This is a genomic window from Chloroflexus islandicus (genome assembly GCF_001650695.1).
In the GTDB taxonomy this organism is placed as follows: Bacteria; Chloroflexota; Chloroflexia; order Chloroflexales; family Chloroflexaceae; genus Chloroflexus; species Chloroflexus islandicus.
In genome coordinates this window covers 19927-39908 of record NZ_LWQS01000055.1, presented here as the reverse complement: position 1 = coordinate 39908, position 19982 = coordinate 19927, and the positions used below count along the sequence as shown (strand labels likewise).

18 protein-coding genes and 1 tRNA gene are annotated in these 19982 nt (G+C 58.5%); 10 read left to right on the top strand and 9 right to left on the bottom strand.

The genetic code is table 11. The annotated features are described in order from the left end of the window. The first annotated feature begins 12 nt into the window (after window positions 1–12). The 3 genes from lipA to A6A03_RS10620 all read left to right on the top strand — a co-directional run bounded on the left by lipA (window position 13) and on the right by A6A03_RS10620 (window position 3971). Window positions 13–933 carry a lipoyl synthase gene (gene lipA, locus A6A03_RS10630; RefSeq protein ID WP_066787663.1) on the top strand — a complete coding sequence of 307 codons (921 nt, stop codon included), beginning with the start codon at window positions 13–15 and terminating at the stop codon, window positions 931–933. Between the two features lie 163 nt (window positions 934–1096). After that, window positions 1097–2509, top strand: a complete 1413-nt coding sequence (gene lpdA / locus A6A03_RS10625) for a dihydrolipoyl dehydrogenase (RefSeq protein WP_066787662.1) — start codon at window positions 1097–1099, stop codon at window positions 2507–2509. A 970-nt stretch (window positions 2510–3479) separates the two neighbouring features. Next, a complete protein-coding gene (locus A6A03_RS10620) occupies window positions 3480–3971 on the top strand; it encodes a hypothetical protein (protein ID WP_066787661.1) in 492 nt (163 codons plus the stop codon). A 94-nt stretch (window positions 3972–4065) separates the two neighbouring features. Here A6A03_RS10620 and A6A03_RS10615 read toward each other — a convergent pair whose 3' ends face one another. The 7 genes from A6A03_RS10615 to A6A03_RS10595 form a co-directional block, all read right to left on the bottom strand. Continuing rightward, window positions 4066–5481, bottom strand: a complete 1416-nt coding sequence (locus A6A03_RS10615) for a pyridoxal phosphate-dependent decarboxylase family protein (protein WP_066787660.1) — start codon at window positions 5479–5481, stop codon at window positions 4066–4068. Between the two features lie 503 nt (window positions 5482–5984). After that, window positions 5985–6362 (bottom strand): mCpol domain-containing protein, encoded by a 378-nt coding sequence (locus A6A03_RS10610; protein WP_066787658.1) that lies wholly within the window; start codon window positions 6360–6362, stop codon window positions 5985–5987. 2 nt (window positions 6363–6364) lie between these two features. Then, a complete protein-coding gene (locus A6A03_RS20385) occupies window positions 6365–7459 on the bottom strand; it encodes a hypothetical protein (protein ID WP_156525320.1) in 1095 nt (364 codons plus the stop codon). A 430-nt stretch (window positions 7460–7889) separates the two neighbouring features. After that, the gene (locus A6A03_RS20380) at window positions 7890–8462 is read right to left on the bottom strand and encodes a cupredoxin domain-containing protein (RefSeq protein WP_156525319.1); all 573 of its coding nucleotides are present in this window, start codon (window positions 8460–8462) and stop codon (window positions 7890–7892) included. Continuing rightward, window positions 8425–8949, bottom strand: a complete 525-nt coding sequence (locus A6A03_RS21090) for an AlbA family DNA-binding domain-containing protein (protein ID WP_076798246.1) — start codon at window positions 8947–8949, stop codon at window positions 8425–8427. The genes A6A03_RS20380 and A6A03_RS21090 overlap by 38 nt, the downstream gene beginning before the upstream one ends. A 771-nt stretch (window positions 8950–9720) precedes the next feature. Beyond that, a tRNA-Asn gene (locus A6A03_RS10600) sits at window positions 9721–9795 on the bottom strand. Window positions 9796–10052: 257 nt separating this feature from the next. Further along, window positions 10053–10298, bottom strand: a complete 246-nt coding sequence (locus tag A6A03_RS10595) for a type II toxin-antitoxin system Phd/YefM family antitoxin (protein WP_066787648.1) — start codon at window positions 10296–10298, stop codon at window positions 10053–10055. A gap of 220 nt (window positions 10299–10518) precedes the next feature. Between A6A03_RS10595 and A6A03_RS10590 the strand changes: the two genes are divergently transcribed. Together A6A03_RS10590 and A6A03_RS10585 are read left to right on the top strand one after the other, a co-directional pair. Then, a complete protein-coding gene (locus A6A03_RS10590; RefSeq protein WP_066787646.1) occupies window positions 10519–11622 on the top strand; it encodes a tRNA-ribosyltransferase family protein in 1104 nt (367 codons plus the stop codon). Window positions 11623–11833: 211 nt separating this feature from the next. Then, window positions 11834–12658, top strand: coding sequence for a class I SAM-dependent methyltransferase (locus A6A03_RS10585; RefSeq protein ID WP_066787688.1), 825 nt, complete (start codon window positions 11834–11836; stop codon window positions 12656–12658). On the opposite strand, the gene A6A03_RS10580 is transcribed toward A6A03_RS10585, so the two are convergent. Continuing rightward, window positions 12631–13107: a low molecular weight protein-tyrosine-phosphatase gene (locus tag A6A03_RS10580; RefSeq protein WP_066787644.1), complete on the bottom strand. Its 477-nt coding sequence runs from the start codon at window positions 13105–13107 to the stop codon at window positions 12631–12633. The two genes, A6A03_RS10585 and A6A03_RS10580, sit on opposite strands and share 28 nt — an antisense overlap. 12 nt (window positions 13108–13119) lie before the next feature. Continuing rightward, on the bottom strand, window positions 13120–14025 hold the full coding sequence (locus tag A6A03_RS10575; protein WP_066787639.1) for a metalloenzyme: 906 nt from the start codon (window positions 14023–14025) through the stop codon (window positions 13120–13122). On the opposite strand from A6A03_RS10575, the gene A6A03_RS20375 reads away from it, so the two are divergent. The 5 genes from A6A03_RS20375 to ilvD all read left to right on the top strand — a co-directional run bounded on the left by A6A03_RS20375 (window position 14015) and on the right by ilvD (window position 19979). After that, window positions 14015–14314: a hypothetical protein gene (locus tag A6A03_RS20375; protein WP_156525318.1), complete on the top strand. Its 300-nt coding sequence runs from the start codon at window positions 14015–14017 to the stop codon at window positions 14312–14314. The two genes, A6A03_RS10575 and A6A03_RS20375, sit on opposite strands and share 11 nt — an antisense overlap. 34 nt (window positions 14315–14348) lie before the next feature. Continuing rightward, complete coding sequence (locus A6A03_RS10570) at window positions 14349–15521, top strand: 30S ribosomal protein S1 (RefSeq protein WP_066787637.1); 1173 nt, start codon at window positions 14349–14351, stop codon at window positions 15519–15521. Between the two features lie 170 nt (window positions 15522–15691). Continuing rightward, on the top strand, window positions 15692–16678 hold the full coding sequence (locus A6A03_RS10565; protein WP_066787635.1) for an ornithine cyclodeaminase family protein: 987 nt from the start codon (window positions 15692–15694) through the stop codon (window positions 16676–16678). 117 nt (window positions 16679–16795) lie between these two features. Next, complete coding sequence (locus A6A03_RS10560) at window positions 16796–18136, top strand: UDP-glucose dehydrogenase family protein (protein WP_066787633.1); 1341 nt, start codon at window positions 16796–16798, stop codon at window positions 18134–18136. 157 nt (window positions 18137–18293) lie between these two features. Then, the gene (ilvD, locus tag A6A03_RS10555; protein WP_066787632.1) at window positions 18294–19979 is read left to right on the top strand and encodes a dihydroxy-acid dehydratase; all 1686 of its coding nucleotides are present in this window, start codon (window positions 18294–18296) and stop codon (window positions 19977–19979) included. Window positions 19980–19982 lie beyond the last annotated feature (3 nt).

The window sequence follows — 19982 nt, the reverse complement described above, 5'->3', positions numbered from 1 at the left end:
GCGAGAGCGCCAATGGCAGAACTGATACCGCTCAGCGAGGTGGGGGTGACGAACACCGCACCTGCCGCCACCAACCGGCCCCGCCGGCCCGAATGGCTCAAGGCCCGCGCCCCCGGCGGCGCTAACTATCATGATGTGCTGCGCCTCATGCGCGAGAAAGGTCTCAATACCGTCTGCGAAGAGGCGCGTTGTCCGAATATCGGCGAGTGCTGGAGCCATCGCACAGCAACCTTTTTGCTGCTCGGCGATACCTGCACCCGCGGTTGCCGCTATTGCGCCATCGGCAAAGGCAAACCTAAGCCGATTGACGAGGAAGAGCCGGAGCGGGTGGCCGAGTCGGTGGCCCATCTGAAGCTGAAGTTTGCCGTGCTGACCTCAGTCAACCGCGACGATGTGCCCGACGGCGGTGCGCATATCTTTGCCCGCACGATTGAGCTGATCCGGCAGAAGGTGCCCGATTGCAAGGTTGAGGTGCTGATTCCCGACTTCGACGGCAATTGGGACGCGCTGGCGATGGTGTTAGACGCCGAGCCGGATGTGCTCAACCACAATATCGAGACGGTGCCGCGGCTGTTTCGCCGGTTCCGCCCGCGGGCCAAGTTTGAGCAGAGCATCGAACTCTTGGCGCGGGCGCGCGCCGCTCGTCCGCATTTGGTGACGAAGAGCGGGATGATGGTTGGCGCTGGCGAGACGAATGAAGAGGTGTACGAGGTGATCGACCGGCTGCGCGAAGCCGATGTCAATGTGTTGACCATCGGCCAATACCTTGCCCCCGACGCGAGCTACTGGCCGGTGCATCGCTACGTCACCCCTGCCGAGTTCGCCGATTTCCGGGCCTACGCGCTGGCGCGCGGCTTCCGCCATGTCGAGAGCGGCCCGCTGGTGCGCTCAAGCTACAATGCCCATCTGCACGTCGGTGCAGCCCAACATTAAGGCGAGAGTGGGGAGTAGTCGTTAAACATCTTGTGGCTATTCCCCACACCCATTGCGCCTGAGCGCCACTGCGTTTATCATTTTGCCTATCATTGCAATGCGGTGATTTCGGCGGCGCGGGCCGGGTTCGCGCCGCCGCTGCCAGAAACGAAAGGATTGTTCCGTGAGCGAGCAAGTGTACGATCTGGTCGTGCTAGGATCAGGGCCGGGCGGCTACGTCGCTGCCATCCGCGCCGCCCAACTCGGCATGAAGACGGCGATTGTCGAGGTCAATGCGCTCGGCGGCGTGTGTCTGAATATCGGCTGCATCCCAACCAAAGCGTTGCTCCATAGCGCCGATCTGCTCGAAGAGGTGAAAGAAGCCAAGCGGTTTGGCGTGATGGTTGAGAACATTGGCTTCGAGCTAGCCGGCGCGATGAAGCACAAAGATACGGTGGTCAAGCAGAGCACCGACGGCGTCGCCTTTTTGATGAAGAAGAACAAGATCGAGGTAGTGGCGGGCCGGGGCCGGTTAATTGGCCGCGGCCAAGTGCATGTGCAGTTGAACGAAGGCGGCGAGCGCGTGCTGGTGGGCAAGCAGATCATCGTCGCCACCGGCGGTCGTCCGCGGCCCTTCCCCGGCGTGCCGTTCGACGGCGAGCGAGTGCTCTCTTCGACCGATATGCTCAACCTAAAGGCGCCGCCGCGCAGCTTGTTGGCGATTGGCGCCGGCGCAATCGGGGTTGAGTTCGCCTCGATGTTCCGCTCGTTCGGCAGCGAAGTGACGGTGGTCGAAGCGCTGCCGCGGATTGTGCCCAACGAAGACGAAGAGGTCAGCGCCGAGTTAGCCAAAGCCTTCCAGCGCCGCGGGATCAAGACGCTGGCCGGCGCCAAAGTCGAGAGCATTGATGCCGGTGGCGAGCAGGTGGTGGTAACGGTGCTCGATAGCGCTGGCAAACCGCAGCAGATCGCGGTCGAGAAACTGCTGGTCTCGATCGGCATCGCCCCCAACACCGAGAACATCGGCCTCGAAGAGGTGGGTGTCAAGGTCAACAGCCGCGGCTTCATCGAGACCGACGGCTTCCTGCGCACCAGCGCCGAGGGGGTCTACGCAATCGGCGACTGCACCGCCAACACGCCATGGCTGGCGCACAAGGCCAGCGCCGAAGGCATTCTGGCCGTCGAGCACATGGCCGGCCACCACGTCACCCCCATCGACTACGGCAAGATCGCGGCCTGCACCTACTGCAATCCCGAAATCGCCAGCGTCGGCTTGACCGAAGCCAAAGCCCGCGAACGCGGCTATCAGGTCAAAGTCGGCAAGTTCCCCTTCTCGGCCAACGGCAAGGCCCGCGTGCTCGGCCAGACCCGTTTCGGCTTCGTGAAGCTGGTCGCCGAAGCTCAATACGGTGAAATCTTGGGCGTTCACATGATCGGCCCGCGTGTCACCGAAATGATCGCCGAAGGCGGCATCGCCCTCAGCCACGAAGCCACTGGCGAGAGCATGATGCAGACCATCCATGCCCACCCGACGCTCTACGAAGCGATCGGCGAAGCGGCGCATGCCTTAGTGCATGGCGCGCCGATCCATTTGTAGGGTGTCGTTGACCGCAGCGAGCGCCGAGGACGCAGCGCGCTTGGCCGCGCTGGGTGCCCGGCGCTCGTTTGCGTTTGGGATGTGTTCTGTCCCTGCTGTCATTGCGGGGGTAGTCCTAATGTCATTGCGAGGGAGCCACCCATCTGTCATTGCGAGGGCGCGCAGCGCCCGAAGCAATCCCCTGCTTCGGCGGAAGGCATGCCTGAGCGGGTACAACCCGTGCTCGGAGGAGATGGCTTCGCCGCGCTCCGCTCGGCTCGCAATGACAAGCGGGGAGCGGGGTGGTCGCCACCCATCTGTCATTGCGAGGGGGCGGCGGCATCCAGCTATGCTGGATGCCGCCCGACCGAAGCAATCCCCTGCTTCAGCGGTTGCGGTGCAGACAGCACGTCTGATCGAGCATAGGCGCTTACCGCTGTGCAGGGAACCCGGCCCTGAAGGGCCGGGCTACGGTTACGAAGCCCGCTGCGCGGGCTGCTGGCCCTCACCCCCCAACCCCCTCTCCCACCTAACGGCGGGAGAGGGGGAGCTGCTTGGTGGGCAATAACGACAGTGCTCTCGTGGAACGCAGCAGCGCCCCGCTCCCGCGCCAGTGGGAGCGGGGCTGGGGGTGAGGGTGCGTTCCCCTCCCCCAGCGGGGGAGGGGCAAGGGGTGGGGGCACAATCCCTCATCGAAAGAGGAGCGAGAGATGGACGCGAACCATCGCCCGCTTGCCTGTTGTCATTGCGAGGGCGCCACCCATCTGTCATTGCGAGGGGGCGTAGCCCCCGAAGCAATCCCCTACTTCAGCGGAAGGCATGCCTGAGCGGGTGCAACCCGTGCGCAAGATAGTCAACAGATCTTAAGCACGTGTTAACCCCTCTCGCCCCAAGCGCCTGCTCGACCTCACATTGCATTGCGGTATCATGGCCGGTGGCAGTGAGACTGCCGCCAGTTTCGTTCTCTTGCCCAAACCTAGAATGACGTTGTATGCGCCAACGAATGTTCTTGCTAACGCTTATCGTGATCCTCGCCGGCTGTGGCCAGTCCTTCATTCCCGAACCAACGCTGGCCCCTGCCGGTGCGCCGGTACAAGTGCAATACCTCCTCCCGCCCACCTTTGCCGATGAATACGATGTCTTGCCCGAACCGGCGCCGGTGGCTGATGAGCAGGGCTTTCTGGTCGCCATCCGTCCGCGCGGCGGCACGGCGACCATCACCATCGGCGGCGGCGCGCCGGCCCGCACGGTGTGGGAACAGAACCAGCCGGTGGCGGGGAGTGATCGGGTGAAGCCCTATCTGCTGCGCGGTGCGCGCGGGGTGAAGGTGATCGACCCCGGTTTGGTAACGATGGCGTGGGTGGCCGATGGAGTGCCCTATTTCGTCTCGGTGACAACCATAGACGACAAGACGGTCGAGGTCTTCACCAATGCGCTGGCCGTCTATGATCTGAACGCATGGCGGAGCCGGGTCGGGAAATAGGGAGACAGGGAGTGGGGAAGTAGTGAGTGGCGAACATCCTACTCCCCACTCCCTATTCCCTACTCCCTATTCCCTACTCCCTACTCCCTATTCCCTACTCCCTCCCTGCTGTGGCTTGCATCAGCTCCCACAGCGCAGCCACATCAGCGTGCTCGGTCGGCTCGGCGCCGATGCTAATCCGCGCCATCCAACGGCCATCGAGAATAGCCGGCGTCAAATAGGCCGCGCCGCTGGCGTTGATCGCACCCACCCAGCGCAGGGTATGGCGGTCGAGGTCTTCGCCGCTCAGGCCCGGCGGCTCGTGGCGGACACAGACAGTCTGCAGCGGTACCGGCGCTAGTCTTCGCCAGTGCGGCGTCGCGTCGATCTGCTCAGCCAGCCAGCGGGCATTGGCGAGATCACGGCGCAGACGGGTGCGCAGGCCCTCGGCCCCTTCGCAGCGCAGCAGAAAGTAGAGCTTGAGCGCGCGGAAGCGCCGGCCCAGCGGGATGCCCCAGTCGCGATAGTTGGTCACTGCACCGTCGGCGCTGGTTTGCAGATAGCTGGGATTGGTTGACATAACTCTAATAAGATGCTGCGGGTCGCGCACGTAGTAGAGTGAACAATCGAACGCCGCTCCCAGCCACTTATGCGGGTTCAGCACCAAGCTATCAGCCTGCTCGATCCCCTGCCAGAGCGGGCGGCATTCGGGCAAGATCATCGCCGAGCCAGCCATCGCCGCATCGACGTGCAGCCAAATCCCTTCGCGCCGGCAAATCGCGCCGATCGGTTCGAGCGGATCGCAGGCGGTGGTCGCGGTGGCGCCAATACTAGCGACGACGGCGCACGGCACTCTGCCGGCGGCGCGGTCAGCGGCGATCGCGGCTTCGAGCGCATCGACCCGTAGGGCAAAGGTTTCGTCTACCGGCAACAGGCGAAGATTATCGCGGCCAAAACCGGCCAGCAACGCCGCCTTCTCCACCGAACTGTGGCTCTGGGTCGAGGTATAGACCACCAGCGGCTGCGGCAGCGCCTGCAAGCCGCCGCGCACTTGGCTATGGTCGCTGGCCCGTTCGCGGGCGCAGAGCAGCGCCACCAAGGTGCTGGTGCTAGCCGTATCTTGAATCACCCCGCGCCACGCCTCGCTCAACCCCAACAACTGCCGCATCCAATCGGTCGTCAGCTCTTCCAACTCGGTGAGGGGCGGGCTGGCCTGCCAATTCAATCCCAACTGGCCCAACCCGCCGCTCAGCATATCTCCCAACAGCGAGGCCAAGCTGGCATTAGCCGGGAAGTAGCCGAAAAAGCGCGGGTGCTGCCAATTCGAGAGGCGCGGCATCATAATCTGCTCAACATCGGCCAAAATCGCCTCCGGCGGTTCGGGGTGTTCGGGAGGGGTGGCCGGCAACTGGCTGCGCATCTCGCCGGGACGGGCCTGCGACCAGACCGGACGGCTGGCGATGGTGGCGCGGTAATCGGCGATCAGGTCAATGATTTGATACCCAAGGCGGCGAAATTCGTCAGGGTGCATGGCATCTTCCTGTCTATCACAGGGTGAACAACCGCGGAGAGTCGCACGGCTGTGCGGCTCTACAATGGCCCAACCGGTCAGGCTGGCTGATATGATACCAAAAACCAACCGGTGCATAGCACTGGTTAGCACGCCGGTTGCAAATGCCTACGGAGTCAGTGACCCTGACTGGCCACTGGCCGTTTGGGCATGCTCTGCGCCGCTTGAAGAACTTCTATGATGTTGGTTACAATCGTCTAGTAGTTCAAAGGATCATCTCTTTTGAACATGAGCTGCCTAATGGCTTGCCGTTCAACCTAACGCGGGGCAAAGGGTGCAAAGCGACCAGAGCGTTCGGCTGGAGTGAGATGTTAGGCCGCCTTTTGCTTTTCGAAGGTAATGCTTTCTGAACGCAATAGGTAAACGCTACACCATTGCACAATGGCGGATGAATTTCAGCATTTGCCACCAATTGCCATTTGTACCGCTAGTGTCGTAGTGAGTGTATTTTCTCTCATGCGTTTTCAGTCTACTTTCCCGAATATATCACGTCTGACTTCGTTAAAGTTTACTATCCTTGCCTTACCCAGAGATTTTGCTATATTCAACGCCCAGTGTGCTTCCTTCCTAGTTTCTCCTATTCCGACGGATATCGTAAAGTGGTCTAGCTCAAAATGCCGTAATGCATTGTCAACAAGATGTTCAGAGATTTTGAAGAAGATACTATCACCTGTACAGAAGAGCACCTCGCCTTGATTTTGAATTACCCACGCGGCTACAGCTTGAAACGTAGTTGTCACTAACTCACTGAATGCGCGAACCTCATCGTCATTGTTCGCTTGATAAATCTTTTGAGTAAGCAACCGACCAATATCATCGCCGTCGACGGATACGTAGATCATTGTCAGTTTCCTCTAAACAGTGTACAGGCACGTATCTTTCCGAGTATGTAGAGAACTCCATGTAGCATTTGGCGTGCGTCTACTTCATTTTGCAGGGCTGAACTATAGCGGTTGCCATGCCCTGAATAATTGCGAATCATTGCCAGAGATTGACAATGCATTCCAACAGAAATAAGTGGAGCGAAATCAAAAGTTTCTTTTAGTGTTCTCAACGTTCTTCCTTCGATTGATTGTGTAAATCCATTTTGTATGCCAGAAATTAGTTGATTCACGCGTGTACATGCTTGTCCTAGCGTATGCGCTTTGCTTCCCAAGGAGTTTTGAGGCGAGTTGTTATTGATAAGTGCCATCCACAGGGAGCCAAATCGCGATGCCAAGAGCCGGAGAGTTTCATCCAAGATTTCTTCCAAGATTGTTGCAGCAGAAACAATGCACGCATCAAAATCTCCTCTCATATAGTGCTCAAATGCTTTCAGGAGTCGTTCATATAACTTCGCGAAGTCTAGTTGAATTAGGGAGTCAGTTTTTGCCCACTCTATGAAAGTTGTAACTTCTTGAAGGTAATATATGTATTCAGAATAAGTTGAACGAATGAGTCGTTGTAAATCGCTTGTGTTGGGTATCGGTTCGAGTTGTACTTGGATTGCTTCAAGGTTAACTTGGTTATATGGGAGCATGAACTCCTCTTTTGGTACTTGGACGCGAAATATATTAGAAATTTGCATTAAGGTACAGACTAAATAGACAAAATTGCACCACGTTTTAGTGCCATTTGTTAAATCAACGATTATGGATTTGTTCGTTTTTTCCTTCGCCAAAATTTGACTCAGCATGCTGGGGAGCGTAGTTGCTAGGTTTGTCGCATCAGTAATAGGATACTCGTGGTACTCATATGCTCCTCCGAGGAGGGTGTTACAAAGTCCGCGCCAGTCTGGTGTCTCGTTTTCGGATTTGGGGCGGATTAAGTGTATTGCGTAAATTGATTTTGCTCCCCATTGTTTGATAACTGCGCGGAGTGTATTGGCAAAAGTATTGACATTCCTATTCCCCATAATGATGAGGTGGAGCTTTGGCTCAAGAGGTTTGTGTGTGAGCATATTGCTTGCCTATTTCTGGCGATTCTTGGTCGCCAATTCTGCTTGTGTTTAGAAGACTCCTTCTAATCACAATGTCATAACGGTTCGCGCATCACTTGCAGGTAGCCGAGCATAGCGAGACGAAGTCTGTAAGTACATAAGCTAGTTGGGTGGCATATTTCAGCTCGCTATGCTTGTCTCAATTCTTCAAGTTCATCCAAGTCGAAAGTATGCCAGCTCATCGAGCAGAAAACATAAGGGCAACTCGCAGGACAGGTTGCATTATTGCGAGTAAGGTTTTGAGATGGGTTTCACCGTTTCTGCTCAACACTCAAACCACCTAATGCTCAAATGATGCAGCGCCGTCTAGCTTTGGGTACCAGTCGCACGCGAAACGAGCGCAGCGAGTAGAGCATGCTAACTAGACATGGTGTCAGACCGCCAGCCCGAATCAGGGTTTCTCTGCTTTGGTGATAATATCAATCTCTCGAATCAGAATGCTACCGGTCTTTTTGGGTGCGTTATCTGCATATACTTCCCAAATAATTTTCATATTACCAAATTTGTTTTTATCGAAGCTCTCTGTTAATTTCCACTTCCAAGTATATGATAGACCGGGTAAGATGGGGTCGAACCATGATGAACCATATTGGTGAACGCCGAATGCTGCTGTTTTCACGATGTCTCTTTGTATATTACGCTTAGACCATACTACATGCTTAATTCCATCTACTTCTTCAATGTCATTTTCACTGTAGTTGAATTCGCGTTCATATTCTGGTATAAGCTCAACAGGAACATATACGAAGCTATTCACATATTGGGCGAAAACGCGACCTGTATTTCTAGCTCTAATAGCCAATTCAAACTTAGGCTTTCTTTTCGGCTCCTCACGTGGGGCTTGCCCTAAAATGGGAAAACTTATTGTTGGAAATGACGCCTTATCAATATAAATACTTGCTTCGATGCTGAACTCAAGTTGTATGCTAGGATGTTGACGTCGTCCAAAAATGTCTGCTACCAACCGATGGCCAATAGGACGAGATTTTCCTCCGATACGTGCATAGTATCTTATTGTCCGTTGCCTGATGCGGGGCTTGGCTGCTATCTGATATCTCAACAATGAATACACCTCTTCCTGCGGCTATTTGTGAGGTGTTGCTTTTGCTTTGAACAACGTAGACATTGAAGGAGGATAAGGGCAGATCAACCAATGTGGGAATTATATCTTCGAGCCGTTCGCGAGTGCTCGGTCTCTTCATAGCAATATCAATACCTCCATCATCTACTTGCCAATTATTGCGAGGATTGCTGAGGCCAAACACAATTACACCACCACCGCTATTAGCAAATGCGGAGATGGCTTTTGATAGGTTCTCTCGCAAGTCTGACTCGTGGACATTGGGCAAGGTCAGGTCTAATGCACGCCTGCTTTTTACTTCGAGCCAGTCGAATTCACCTATGGGAAGATTTAGCAGGTATTCTTCATCCCATTCTCTTAGGTCTCTCACTGGATTTTGTCCCACAAGTTGACGCTCTTTATCTTGATAAGAGTATAGTGCTGAGCTTTGTTTGCGCTACCCAATCTGAATTAGACCGACCTCCTCTGCCGAGGCCAGTATCGGCCACTATATGACACGGGTAACTATTCCCGCTCTATGCGACGGTCGAGACCATTCGTCCGCCTATACCTAGCTGTGCTATGTGAGATGGACGCCTGCTCGCCTGTAACGTACGTGCGACGCAACCGTATCTTTTGTACACGTTGCGCAGAACTGCGATGAGTATAGATCATTCTCTATCCCATGTAAAGAGGTGTCAACTGGTCTCCGCCAGTCATTGAATAGGGCGCTGGGTATCTCCAATCGTGATATGCTGCTCGGCGAAAAGCGGCTCACAATCCCATCTGAAGTGAAGGTCAGATAGCGAAATGATGGTCGCTGCATTCCGCGTTGGGGCATTTGCGATCCAGAAACGCACCTTTTCGGCGGGTGCTGCGAGCGAAGCACGCACTAAGGTTACTTGGCAGCGATCCGAGCTGTTCGCAGTGGTGGTGGTAGTATGCATCAAGCCGACCTGCCCACGACTTTATTGCCCGCGTCGGTGAGCTTGCCAGTGTAGCGTCACGCGAATGTTCATACTTCACTTCTGCTACGTGACTAAGCGACTGGGATCAACAACCGGCTAAGCCTTGGCCATCACCCTACCCGCGGCGGCGCGGCTTATCATACCCAAACGAAAACACCCGGCATTGCCCGCCGGGTGTTTACTATTGTGATGTTTGGCTCCCCAACCTGGATTCGAACCAGGAACCCGCTGATTAACAGTCAGCTGCTCTACCGTTGAGCTATTGGGGATTGACTTCGGCTGAGAGTATAGCACAGGTCGGCAAAACGTGCAAGTGGTTGGTCAAGCGAGCGGCGAAGCGGGTTTTATCGCTTTCTAATGCGAAACATGCTGCCGATAAGCATGTTAGAGAAGTGTTGGCGTTTGCGCTGCAACTTGGCGGTGTCGGCCCGGCAGTGGCGATGCGCTGTGCAACGTGGCCGAACAACGGAGCGCAGCCGTTGGTTGATCCGGCTGCGCTCGCGTGTGGTAATATGCCGGCAGCGGTTTACTCGGCGTTGTTGTTGTGGCCGTTGCGCTCGGCCTCGTAGCGCTCGGCCAGTTCGCGCAGGGCAGTGAACAGTTCAACGTCGAGCAGGACACCAGCCGGATAGCCCTTCTGGGTGACGATAATCGGCTGGTGGGTGGCTTGTGAGCGCTTGATCAGCGCGGCGAGTGATGATGCCGCCTTCGAGATTGGCACCACGCCTTGGCGAAGGTCGACATTGAGCAGGTTTTTGGTGATGTCGGACATCGGTCGCTCCGTTCTACAAGTAGAAACTTGCTTTTTGCCTTTGATTCGGTTTTTGTCCCGGTTATGATCGCCAATGCCGAGAAGAGTAGATTGCGCATCTACCTTATAGCTGCACACGCGGCAGGCGAAACCGGTACAAAAATGAATCAGATTCAGTGTGCTTCTGCGACAGTATAACGCATCATATACTAAATTTCAACTCTAGATTGTTGTTAGGAATATGGCTAAATCGCTGACCCTTAACCATGGCCCCTTAGCCTTGCCGGTTTTTTTGCCCGATGCCACCTTTGGCACGGTGCGCGCCGTTGATAGCCGTGATTTGGTCGAGGCCGGTATAACGGCATTGGTGATGAATGTGTTCCACCTGATGCAACGGCCCGGTACTTCGACGATCGCTGCGCTCGGCGGGTTGCACCGGATGGCGGCATGGGATAGGCCAATTGTGACTGATAGCGGCGGGTTTCAGGCCTATTCGCTGATCCGCAATCATCCCAAGCAAGGCCGGATTTCGGATCAAGGTTTGGTGTTTCAGCCGGAAGGCGCGGAGCGGCGGTTTCAACTGACTCCTGAAAAAAGCATTCAACTGCAACTGAGCTATGGCGCTGATATTGTGATCTGTCTCGATGATTGTACTCACGTTGATGATTCGCCTGCCGAGCAGCGCCGGTCGGTCGAGCGGACGATCCGTTGGGCGCGGCGGTGCCGTACTGAGTTTGACCGGCAGGTGGCGCAACAGAAGCGGAGCGGGCCGCCGCCGTTGCTGTTTGCGGTGGTGCAGGGCGGCGGCGATTTGGCCCTGCGAGCCGAATGCGCGGCGGCGTTGCTTGAGATTGGGTTTGATGGCTTCGGTTTCGGTGGCTGGCCGCTCGATGCTCAAGGCCAGTTGCTGAGCGAGATTCTGGCCTTTACCCGTGAACAGATTCCGGCCCAGTTTCCCATGCACGCGCTTGGCGTCGGCCATCCGGCGAGTGTGGTGGCCTGTGCGCGGATGGGGTACGATATCTTTGATAGCGCGCTGCCGACCCGCGATGCCCGCCAAGGCCGCTTGCTGGCTTTTACCGCCGACCCGCAGCGGCCCGGCTTTCGGTTGACCGGCGAGTGGTTTAGCTATGTCTACCTCGCCGATCGCAAGCATATCAAGGCTGATACGCCGATCTCGCCGGGGTGTACGTGTTTTACCTGCCGCCACTACAGCCTTGGCTATCTGCACCATCTGCATAAGCTGGGTGAGACGCTGGCGTTGCGCTTGGCGACAATCCACAATTTGCATGTTATGGCGCAGGTGATGGCATTGATCCGGCAGGAGCGCAGCGCAACCGGGTGAGGTGTGATGAACGTGACAGTACGCCGCAAGATGAACCACCGAGGCACAGAGGCACAGAGGGGGTAGGCGGAGTGAGCACTCCCTACTACTCCCGCTGCGCTCGCGCATGAACCACCGAGGCACAGAGGCACAGAGGGTACAACGAGGAGTGTACACACTCTACCACCCCTCTGCGTTCTCTGCGGTAAATGCTTTGCGATAAAAGACCATGATGGCAGAGCGTGATTCTCAACTAGCCGAATTGATTGCCGCCGTGCAGGCCAGCGCGCGCTACCGCACGATCGATGCTGCCGTGATCGAACGGGTGGGGCGCGAGTCGTTGCAGCGTTATCCGTCGCTCAAAGCGGCGATTAAAGCCGCCAAAACGACATTACACCAGATGATCGGCGCCTATGCCGATCGTGCTCTGCCCTACCCGCAGTGGCTGGCTGAATTGCAATCAGCGCCGGACAAAACAACCCGCCAAGCGGTTTGCCATCGCTTGATGGCTCACCATGCCTCGACCCGCGAGCGGTTGCCGGCGTTAGATCGCCTTTACCCGGCCTGTTTTGGCGGCCAGCCGCCGCAGCGCGTGCTCGATCTGGGTTGCGGCCTCAATCCGCTCGCCATCCCGTGGATGGAGTTGCCCCCAACCACGTGGTACGCCGCTTACGACATTGACATGGCCCTCAGCGGGTTTATCCGCGCGGCCCTGCCGCTGCTCGGCGTGCAGGGAGAAGCCAATACCTGCGATTTGGCGGCGGGGCCGCCGCCGGTCGCGGCTGATGTTGCGCTCGTCTTGAAAACAATCCCGCTGCTCGAACAGCAACGGCGCGGGGCCGGCGCCGATCTCCTACGCGCCATCCAAGCTCCCCGGCTCGTCGTTTCCTTCCCCACCCGCAGTTTAGGCGGGCGCAATGTGGGCATGGCGACGACCTACCGCGGCTATATGGATGCACTGGCCGCCGCCGAGGGATGGTCGCCGCACGTGATCGAGTTGCCCAACGAACTGGTGTTTGTGATCGAGCGTCACACCCCCTCGCGTTCGCGGATGTAGGCCAACAGATTGCGGCACGCCGTCTCGATCAACTGGTACACTTCATCGAAGCGACCGTTGTAGTAGGGATCGGGCACTTCATCAACCCCCAACTCCGGCGCAAAACTCAGCAACAGCTTGGCCCGTTCACGCGCTCTGGGGTGAAAGCGGCCTAGATCGGCCAGATTCTCGCGATCCATGACCAGAATGTAATCGAACTGGTCAATATCAGCCGAGCGCACCTGCCGCGCGCGCATACCGGCGGTCGCGATGTTATGGCGGGCCAGCACCCGCTGCGTCCCCGGATGCGGCGGCTCGCCAACGTGCCAGCCGCCGGTGCCGGCTGAGTCAATTTCAAACCGATCGCTGAGGCCGGCTTGCTCGACCAGATGGCGGAAGATGGCTTCAGCCATTGGCGAGCGGCAGATATTGCCCATACAGACGAACAAGACACGGATCTTTCGTTGCATAGCTTCCTCGTATCAGGTGTGAGCCAACGCGGCCAAGATCGCATCGGCTACCTCATCGATCCGGCGCACATGGCGAAAATAGCCGGCATGCGGCCCGATCACCAACAGCGGCGCCGGTGCGGTAGTGTGGGTGGTGGTAGCCGCCTGTTCGATATTGCCATGATCTGACGTAATCAGCAAGCTGTCGCTTGGCCGGCGCGCGCGTAGCCAACCGGCCAGCAAGCCATCGATGCGGGTGAGCGCGGTGGCAGCGCCGTCGGGGCCGAGCCGGCCATGGCCGGCGAGATCGGGCAAGAAGCTCTCGAAAAAGACCAGATCGTAATCGCTTGCCAAGCGCGCCAGTCGCTCACCGGCTGCGAGCGGACTGATCGGCGCAATGGTCGCTGCCGCCGGATCGCGCGCTGCCAAGCCTTCGCCGGTAATATCCCAGCTCAGTGCATTCCCGGCGCGCAAATCGTCGAGCGTGCGCAGATAGAGACCGGCGCCTTCGGCGGCGATCACACTCGCCGAGCGGCGCAGCCGGCGTTCGGCCAGCGCCTGCCAGTAGCCGGCAGTGAAGACATTGGCAAACGCCACTCGTTGCCCTTGCATCTGCGCGCGCCGGAAGAGCGAGCGTTCGGCCAGCAGCGGGCGCAACGCCACCGGCGGAAAATGCGGCTGGTGCCTCCCGTGCAACGCCGGCGCGTTAACGCCGGCCAGCAGGGCAACGTGGTTAGTGCCGCTTTGCGGCAGTCCTTCCACCCCTAGGCACGCATCGAGCGGCGCCAGCAGCAACTCGTCGCGATAGCCAATGTGCTCGCTCGTAAGCGGCCCGCCGAGCAACCTGTGCAGCGCCGGCATCGGCACATGCGCCAGCGGATTAGTTGGTGCAGATGGCGCTAATCCCACCCCATCCAGAAACACAAATATGAATGCCATGCCCGAATCGTTCATCAATATAAGGCAAACAGCCTTTGCCCAGCTTGTGAAAATGTTGACAGGTTCACCATCATCGCCTATAATTGCCGCCATTGTAAAACAAGTCTCGACTTCCGCGACGGTCAACTCCACCGACTGGAACGGTACGACGGCCTTGGAGCACTTGCCAGCCTGCGGAGCCGGCGGCTCGCGCCAGCGTAGCGAACTGCATACAAAGCATTTTGCGCGACCTGACGTGTACCACCGCACGACCCGGATCGCGCTCTTTTTGCGCCGCCGCGGCAGTTGAGACAAACTAAATCTCTTTGAGGAGGCTTTGTAGCATGTCTGTCCAGCCCGACCCTGTGACCCGGCAGAACGAGGAAGATCTGGATTGGACCCAGTTGCTCGATGAGTATGATTATGCCCGCCCCCAGCGTGGTGAGCTGCGCGAAGGGTTGATCATGCACATCGAAGAGAGTGGTGTTCTGGTCTCGATTGGCACCAAGCGTGAAGGCGTGATTCCGGCTCAAGATTTGCGCCAAATGGGTGATGATTTCATCAACTCACTGAAAGTTGGCGATACGGTTCAGGTGTATGTGCAAGAGCCGGAAAACCGCGACGGTGACTTGATCCTCTCGCTTACGATGGTGCAGGTGGCGAAGGACTGGGAAGTAGCCGAGCAGCTCTTCCACGATGGCGGCATCACCCGCTGCAAGGTGATCGGTTTCAACAAAGGCGGTTTGTTGGTGCAATTCAACCGCATCCGCGGCTTTGTGCCGGCGTCGCAGGTGGCGCAGTTGCACGGGCGCACCGCTGCCGATGAGCGGCAGCAGGCGCTGCAAAAGATGGTCAATCAGGAGATTCCGCTTAAGGTGATCGAGGTTGACCGCGAGCGCAACCGGTTGGTGCTCTCTGAGCGGGCGGCAACCCAAGAGTGGCGCAAGGCGCAGAAGCATCGCTTGCTCACCGAGCTGCAGCCGGGCGATGTGCTGGTGGGGCGGGTCAACCAGCTCACCAACTTCGGCGCGTTTATTGATTTGGGCGGCGCCGATGGCTTGGCCCACATCTCTGAGTTGAGCTGGCAGCGGGTCAATCACCCGCGTGAGGTGCTCCAACCCGGCCAAGAGGTCAAGGTGGTCGTGGTCGAGATTGACCGCGAGCGCGAGCGCATCGGTCTGTCGATCCGCCAGTTGCAGAACAACCCGTGGGAGACGATCGACCAGCGCTATACGCTCGGCCAACTGGTGACTGGCCCGGTGACGAATGTGACGCCGTTTGGCGCCTTTGTGCAGGTGGAAGAGGCAGTTGAAGGCTTGATCCACGCCAGCGAGCTTGACGCCGATCCGCAGACGCAGCCGCGCGATGTGTTGCAACCCGGCCAGATTGTCACCGCTCGCGTGATTAGCCTCGATCGCCAGCGCCAGCGGATGGGTCTGTCGCTGCGCCGGATCAACGACAATGAGGCGGCTCCCGCTCCGGCTGAGGCCGAGAGTGACCAGCCGGCGCAGGCGTAAGTGCAGCGCGCCGGGTGAGGTGTCTGCTTGAGACGCCGGAGTAACGTTGGCAGGCAAGGTAGCGCCAAATAAAGATGGTGTGTTCCAAACCGGCATGGATTCCCATCCGTGCCGGTTTTGTCGTATGATAAGAGGCGGTGACGGTTCGCACAACCAACGAGGAGGTGGGCATGCGATTTCTCTCGGCGGCTGATGTCGCGCAGGCCGTGCCGATGGCAGCAGCGATTGATGCGGTGGAGCAGGCGTTTGGCATGCTCGCGCGCGGCGAAGCTGACATTCCGCTGCGTACCGCCATTGCAACCCCCGCGTATGCCGCGACAACCTTCTTTATGCCCGGGCGGCTGGGCGGCGATTCGCCAGCGCTCGGCCTCAAGACCGTCTCAGTCTTTCCACAGAATATGTATCGCGCCGAACCAACGATTTACGCGCTGGTGACGCTCTTCGATCCGGCTAGCGGGCGACCGCTGGCGGTGCTTGATGGCACGTACCTGACCGCATTGCGCACCGGTGCGGCGTCGGGAGTGGCGACCCGCTGGCTGGCCCGTCCCGATGCGCGCACGCTGGTGGTGTTCGGCGCTGGCGCACAGGCGTTGCCGCAATTGCAAGCCGTGCTGGCCGTGCGGCCCGCGATCAATAATGTCTGGATTGTCAACCGTACCCGTGATCGGGCAACCCTCCTTGCTGCGCGTCTGCGCGGCGAGGGTTTTCGCGGCGATATCCGGATTGCGACCGATCCAACCATGCCGCTCGCCGAAGCTGATGTGATCTGTACCGCTACCAGCAGCGCCACGCCGCTCTTCGCCGCCGAGCTGGTGCGACCCGGCACCCACCTCAACGCCATCGGCGCCTATCGCCCCGATATGGCCGAGATCCCGCCGGCGTTGGTCGCGCGCAGCCGGCTCTTCGTCGATCAGCGCCACGCCGCTTGGGCCGAGGCCGGTGATCTGATCCAAGCGCGCGCCGCCGGCCTCATTGATGAACAGCATATCATTGGTGAGTTGGGTGAATTGGTGAACGGCACAGTTGCCGGACGCACCGCCGCCGATGAGATTACCCTCTTTAAGTCGGTTGGCAATGCCGTGCAAGATCTCGCGGTGGCGGCGTTAGCGCTGCAACGCGCCAATGAATTAGGCTTGGGGACTGAGATCGCGCTCTGAGCTTTTGTTATCCATTGGCGCGGCATTATTCATCGAAATGTCACACCTATTGCGTACAACGGTAATAAAACGCAGTGGATCGGGTTGCTATCCACGCTGACGTAAGGAGACACGATCGTGAAGAACATTTGTGTGGTAGGCACCGGGTATGTCGGGCTAACGACCGGCGTCTGTTTCGCCGATCTTGGCCACTCGGTCACGTGCATCGAAATTGATCTGCACAAGCTCGAACTGCTGCGCAGCGGCAAATCGCCGATCTTCGAGCCCGGCCTCGAAGAGGTGCAGGAGCGGAATATGCGCGCCGGACGGTTGCGCTTTACCGATGACTATGCGGTCGGCATTCCTGAAGCTGAATTCATTTTCATCACGGTGGGGACGCCGATGGGTGAAGATGGGTCTGCCGATCTGACCTACGTCAAAGCCGCGGCGCGCAGTATTGGCAAGTATCTGCGCTCAGGTTCGATCATTATTGACAAGAGCACGGTGCCGGTCGGTACTGGCGATATGGTCGAAAACATTATCGCTGAGCATGCTGGCCCTGATGTCAAGTTTGATGTGGTCTCGAACCCCGAATTCTTGCGCGAAGGCAGTGCGCTGAGCGACTTTTTCAAGCCCGACCGGATCGTGCTGGGGGCCAAGAATCGCGAAGCGGCGCAGCGGGTGGCGGCGCTGCACGAGACGCTCGGCGCGCCGATTATTATCACCGATCTGCGCACGGCGGAGATGATTAAGTACGCCTCGAATGCGTTCCTCGCGACCCGCATCTCGTTCATCAACGAGATTGCCCAGATCTGCGAGCGGCTCGGCGCTGATGTGCGCGAAGTGGCGCGCGGGATGGGTGCCGACAAGCGGATTGGCCCCCACTTCCTCGAAGCCGGTGTTGGCTACGGCGGCTCCTGCTTCCCGAAGGACGTGCTGGCGCTTTACCACATGGCTGCCTCAGCCGGCTGCCACCCGCAATTGTTGCAGGCAGTGATGGATATTAACAGCGATGCGCGCAAGCGGTTTGTCAAGAAGGTCGAGACGGTGCTGGGCGATCTGACCGGCCGGCTGATTGGCGTGTTGGGCTTGTCATTTAAGCCCAACACCGACGACATGCGCGAAGCGCCGAGCGTCGATATCATCAATGCGTTGCTCAAGAAAGGGGCGCGGGTGAAGGCGTACGACCCGGTCGCGATGCCGCGGGCCGAAGAGTTGTTGCCAACTGTGACCTTTACCGCGACCGCTTACGATGTGGCCAAGGATGCCGATGCCTTGTTGCTTGTCACCGAGTGGAATGAGTTTAAGCAGTTGGATTGGGAGCGGATCAAGCGCTATATGCGCCAGCCGGTGGTGATCGACGGGCGCAACCTCTACGATCCGCGCGAGATGCGCAGCCTTGGCTTTACCTACTGGGGTGTCGGGCGCGGCGAGGCGCCGGTAGCGTTGTGGGAAGAAGCAACGAATATTGGTGATTGATAGGGGTAACTGTCCCGGCGTTTCCATCGGGTAGAGCCGCACGGCTGTGCGGCTCTACTGGTTTTTTACCAAACATCCCGCCCATATTGCGTCGCCAAATCCAAATCGCGTTACAATACGCCATGTATCCGGTTCAGACGCATTGAGGAGGCTCGCGATGAGCGATAACCGCCGCAGTCGCATGATCACCGAAGGCCCGCAGCGTTCGCCCAACCGGGCAATGTTGCGCGCGGTCGGGTTTGGCGACAACGATTTTACCAAGCCGATTGTGGGAGTAGCGAATGGCCACAGTACGCTGACCCCGTGTAATTCGGGGTTAGGTGCGCTTGCTGCGCGGGCGGAAGAGGCGATTCGCGCCGCCGGCGGCATGCCGCAGATCTTCGGCACGATTACCGTCAGCGATGGCATCTCGATGGGCACCGAAGGCATGAAGTATTCGCTCGTCAGCCGTGAGGTGATCGCCGATTCGATTGAAACGGTGGTCAATGCCCAACGGATGGACGGCATTCTTGCGGTGGGTGGCTGCGACAAGAACATGCCCGGCGCTTTGATCGCGATGGCCCGGCTCGATATTCCGGCCATCTTTGTCTATGGCGGCACCATCAAACCCGGCCATTACAAAGGCCGTGACTTGACCATCGTCAGCGCGTTTGAGGCGGTCGGTGAATACAGCGCTGGCCGGATCGACGAGCACGAACTGCTTGAGATCGAGCGCCACGCTTGCCCCGGCGCCGGTTCGTGCGGCGGTATGTACACCGCCAACACGATGTCGTCGGCGATTGAAGCGTTGGGTCTCAGCTTGCCCGGCTCTTCGACGATGGCCGCCGAAGACGAAGAGAAGGCGATCAGCGCGGCGCGCTCAGGCGAGGTGCTGGTGGAAGCAATCCGGGCCAATCGCACCGCTCGCCAAATGATCACCCGCAAATCGCTTGAGAATGCGATTGCCGTGATTATGGCGCTAGGTGGTTCGACCAACGCGGTGTTGCATCTGCTGGCGATTGCCCATGCCGCCGATGTGCCGCTGACGATCGACGATTTCGAGACCATCCGCCAGCGGGTGCCGGTGCTCTGCGATCTGAAGCCGTCGGGCCGCTACGTGGCTACTGATCTGCACCGGGTGGGCGGGGTGCCGCAGGTGATGAAGATGCTGCTCAACGCTGGCCTTATCCACGGCGATTGCATGACGATTACCGGCCAGACGATCGCCGAAGTGCTGGCCGATGTGCCTGACGAGCCGCCGGCTAATCAGGATGTGATCCGGCCGTTCTCGCAGCCGATCTACGAGCAGGGCCATCTGGCCATTTTGCGCGGCAATCTGGCCGAAGAGGGTTGCGTCGCTAAGATTACCGGCATCAAGCAGCGCCGCATTACCGGCCCGGCGCGCGTCTTTGACGCCGAAGAGGAATGCCTTGAGGCGATCTTGAGCGGGAAGATTAAGGCCGGTGATGTGGTCGTGATTCGCTATGAAGGGCCGAAGGGCGGCCCCGGTATGCGCGAGATGCTAGCGCCAACCTCGGCGATCATTGGCGCTGGGTTGGGCGACAGCGTTGGCTTGATCACCGACGGTCGCTTCTCGGGCGGCACCTACGGCTTGGTCGTCGGTCACGTCGCGCCGGAAGCGGCGGTGGGAGGCACGATCGCGCTAGTTGAGGAGGGCGATAGCATCACGATCGATGCCGATGCCCGTCTCTTGCAGCTCAACGTTTCAGACGAAGAGCTGGCCCGGCGGCGCGCGGCGTGGCAACCGCGTCCGCCGCGCTATACCCGCGGCGTGTTGGCCAAATATGCCAAACTGGTCTCTTCGGCCAGCCTCGGCGCGGTGACCGACCGGTTTAGCGAGTAGGCC

Bases quoted from the DNA above. Each gene is read 5' to 3' on its own strand.
- lipA (WP_066787663.1), top strand. From the start codon at position 13: ATGGCAGAACTGATACCGCTCAGCGAGGTGGGGGTGACGAACACCGCA.
- A6A03_RS10620 (WP_066787661.1), top strand. From the start codon at position 3,480: ATGCGCCAACGAATGTTCTTGCTAACGCTTATCGTGATCCTCGCCGGC.
- A6A03_RS10615 (WP_066787660.1), bottom strand. From the start codon at position 5,481: ATGCACCCTGACGAATTTCGCCGCCTTGGGTATCAAATCATTGACCTG.
- A6A03_RS10610 (WP_066787658.1), bottom strand. From the start codon at position 6,362: ATGATCTACGTATCCGTCGACGGCGATGATATTGGTCGGTTGCTTACT.
- A6A03_RS20385 (WP_156525320.1), bottom strand. From the start codon at position 7,459: ATGCTCACACACAAACCTCTTGAGCCAAAGCTCCACCTCATCATTATG.
- A6A03_RS10595 (WP_066787648.1), bottom strand. From the start codon at position 10,298: ATGTCCGACATCACCAAAAACCTGCTCAATGTCGACCTTCGCCAAGGC.
- A6A03_RS10590 (WP_066787646.1), top strand. From the start codon at position 10,519: ATGGCTAAATCGCTGACCCTTAACCATGGCCCCTTAGCCTTGCCGGTT.
- A6A03_RS10585 (WP_066787688.1), top strand. From the start codon at position 11,834: ATGGCAGAGCGTGATTCTCAACTAGCCGAATTGATTGCCGCCGTGCAG.
- A6A03_RS10580 (WP_066787644.1), bottom strand. From the start codon at position 13,107: ATGCAACGAAAGATCCGTGTCTTGTTCGTCTGTATGGGCAATATCTGC.
- A6A03_RS20375 (WP_156525318.1), top strand. From the start codon at position 14,015: ATGAATGCCATGCCCGAATCGTTCATCAATATAAGGCAAACAGCCTTT.
- A6A03_RS10575 (WP_066787639.1), bottom strand. From the start codon at position 14,025: ATGGCATTCATATTTGTGTTTCTGGATGGGGTGGGATTAGCGCCATCT.
- A6A03_RS10570 (WP_066787637.1), top strand. From the start codon at position 14,349: ATGTCTGTCCAGCCCGACCCTGTGACCCGGCAGAACGAGGAAGATCTG.
- A6A03_RS10565 (WP_066787635.1), top strand. From the start codon at position 15,692: ATGCGATTTCTCTCGGCGGCTGATGTCGCGCAGGCCGTGCCGATGGCA.
- ilvD (WP_066787632.1), top strand. From the start codon at position 18,294: ATGAGCGATAACCGCCGCAGTCGCATGATCACCGAAGGCCCGCAGCGT.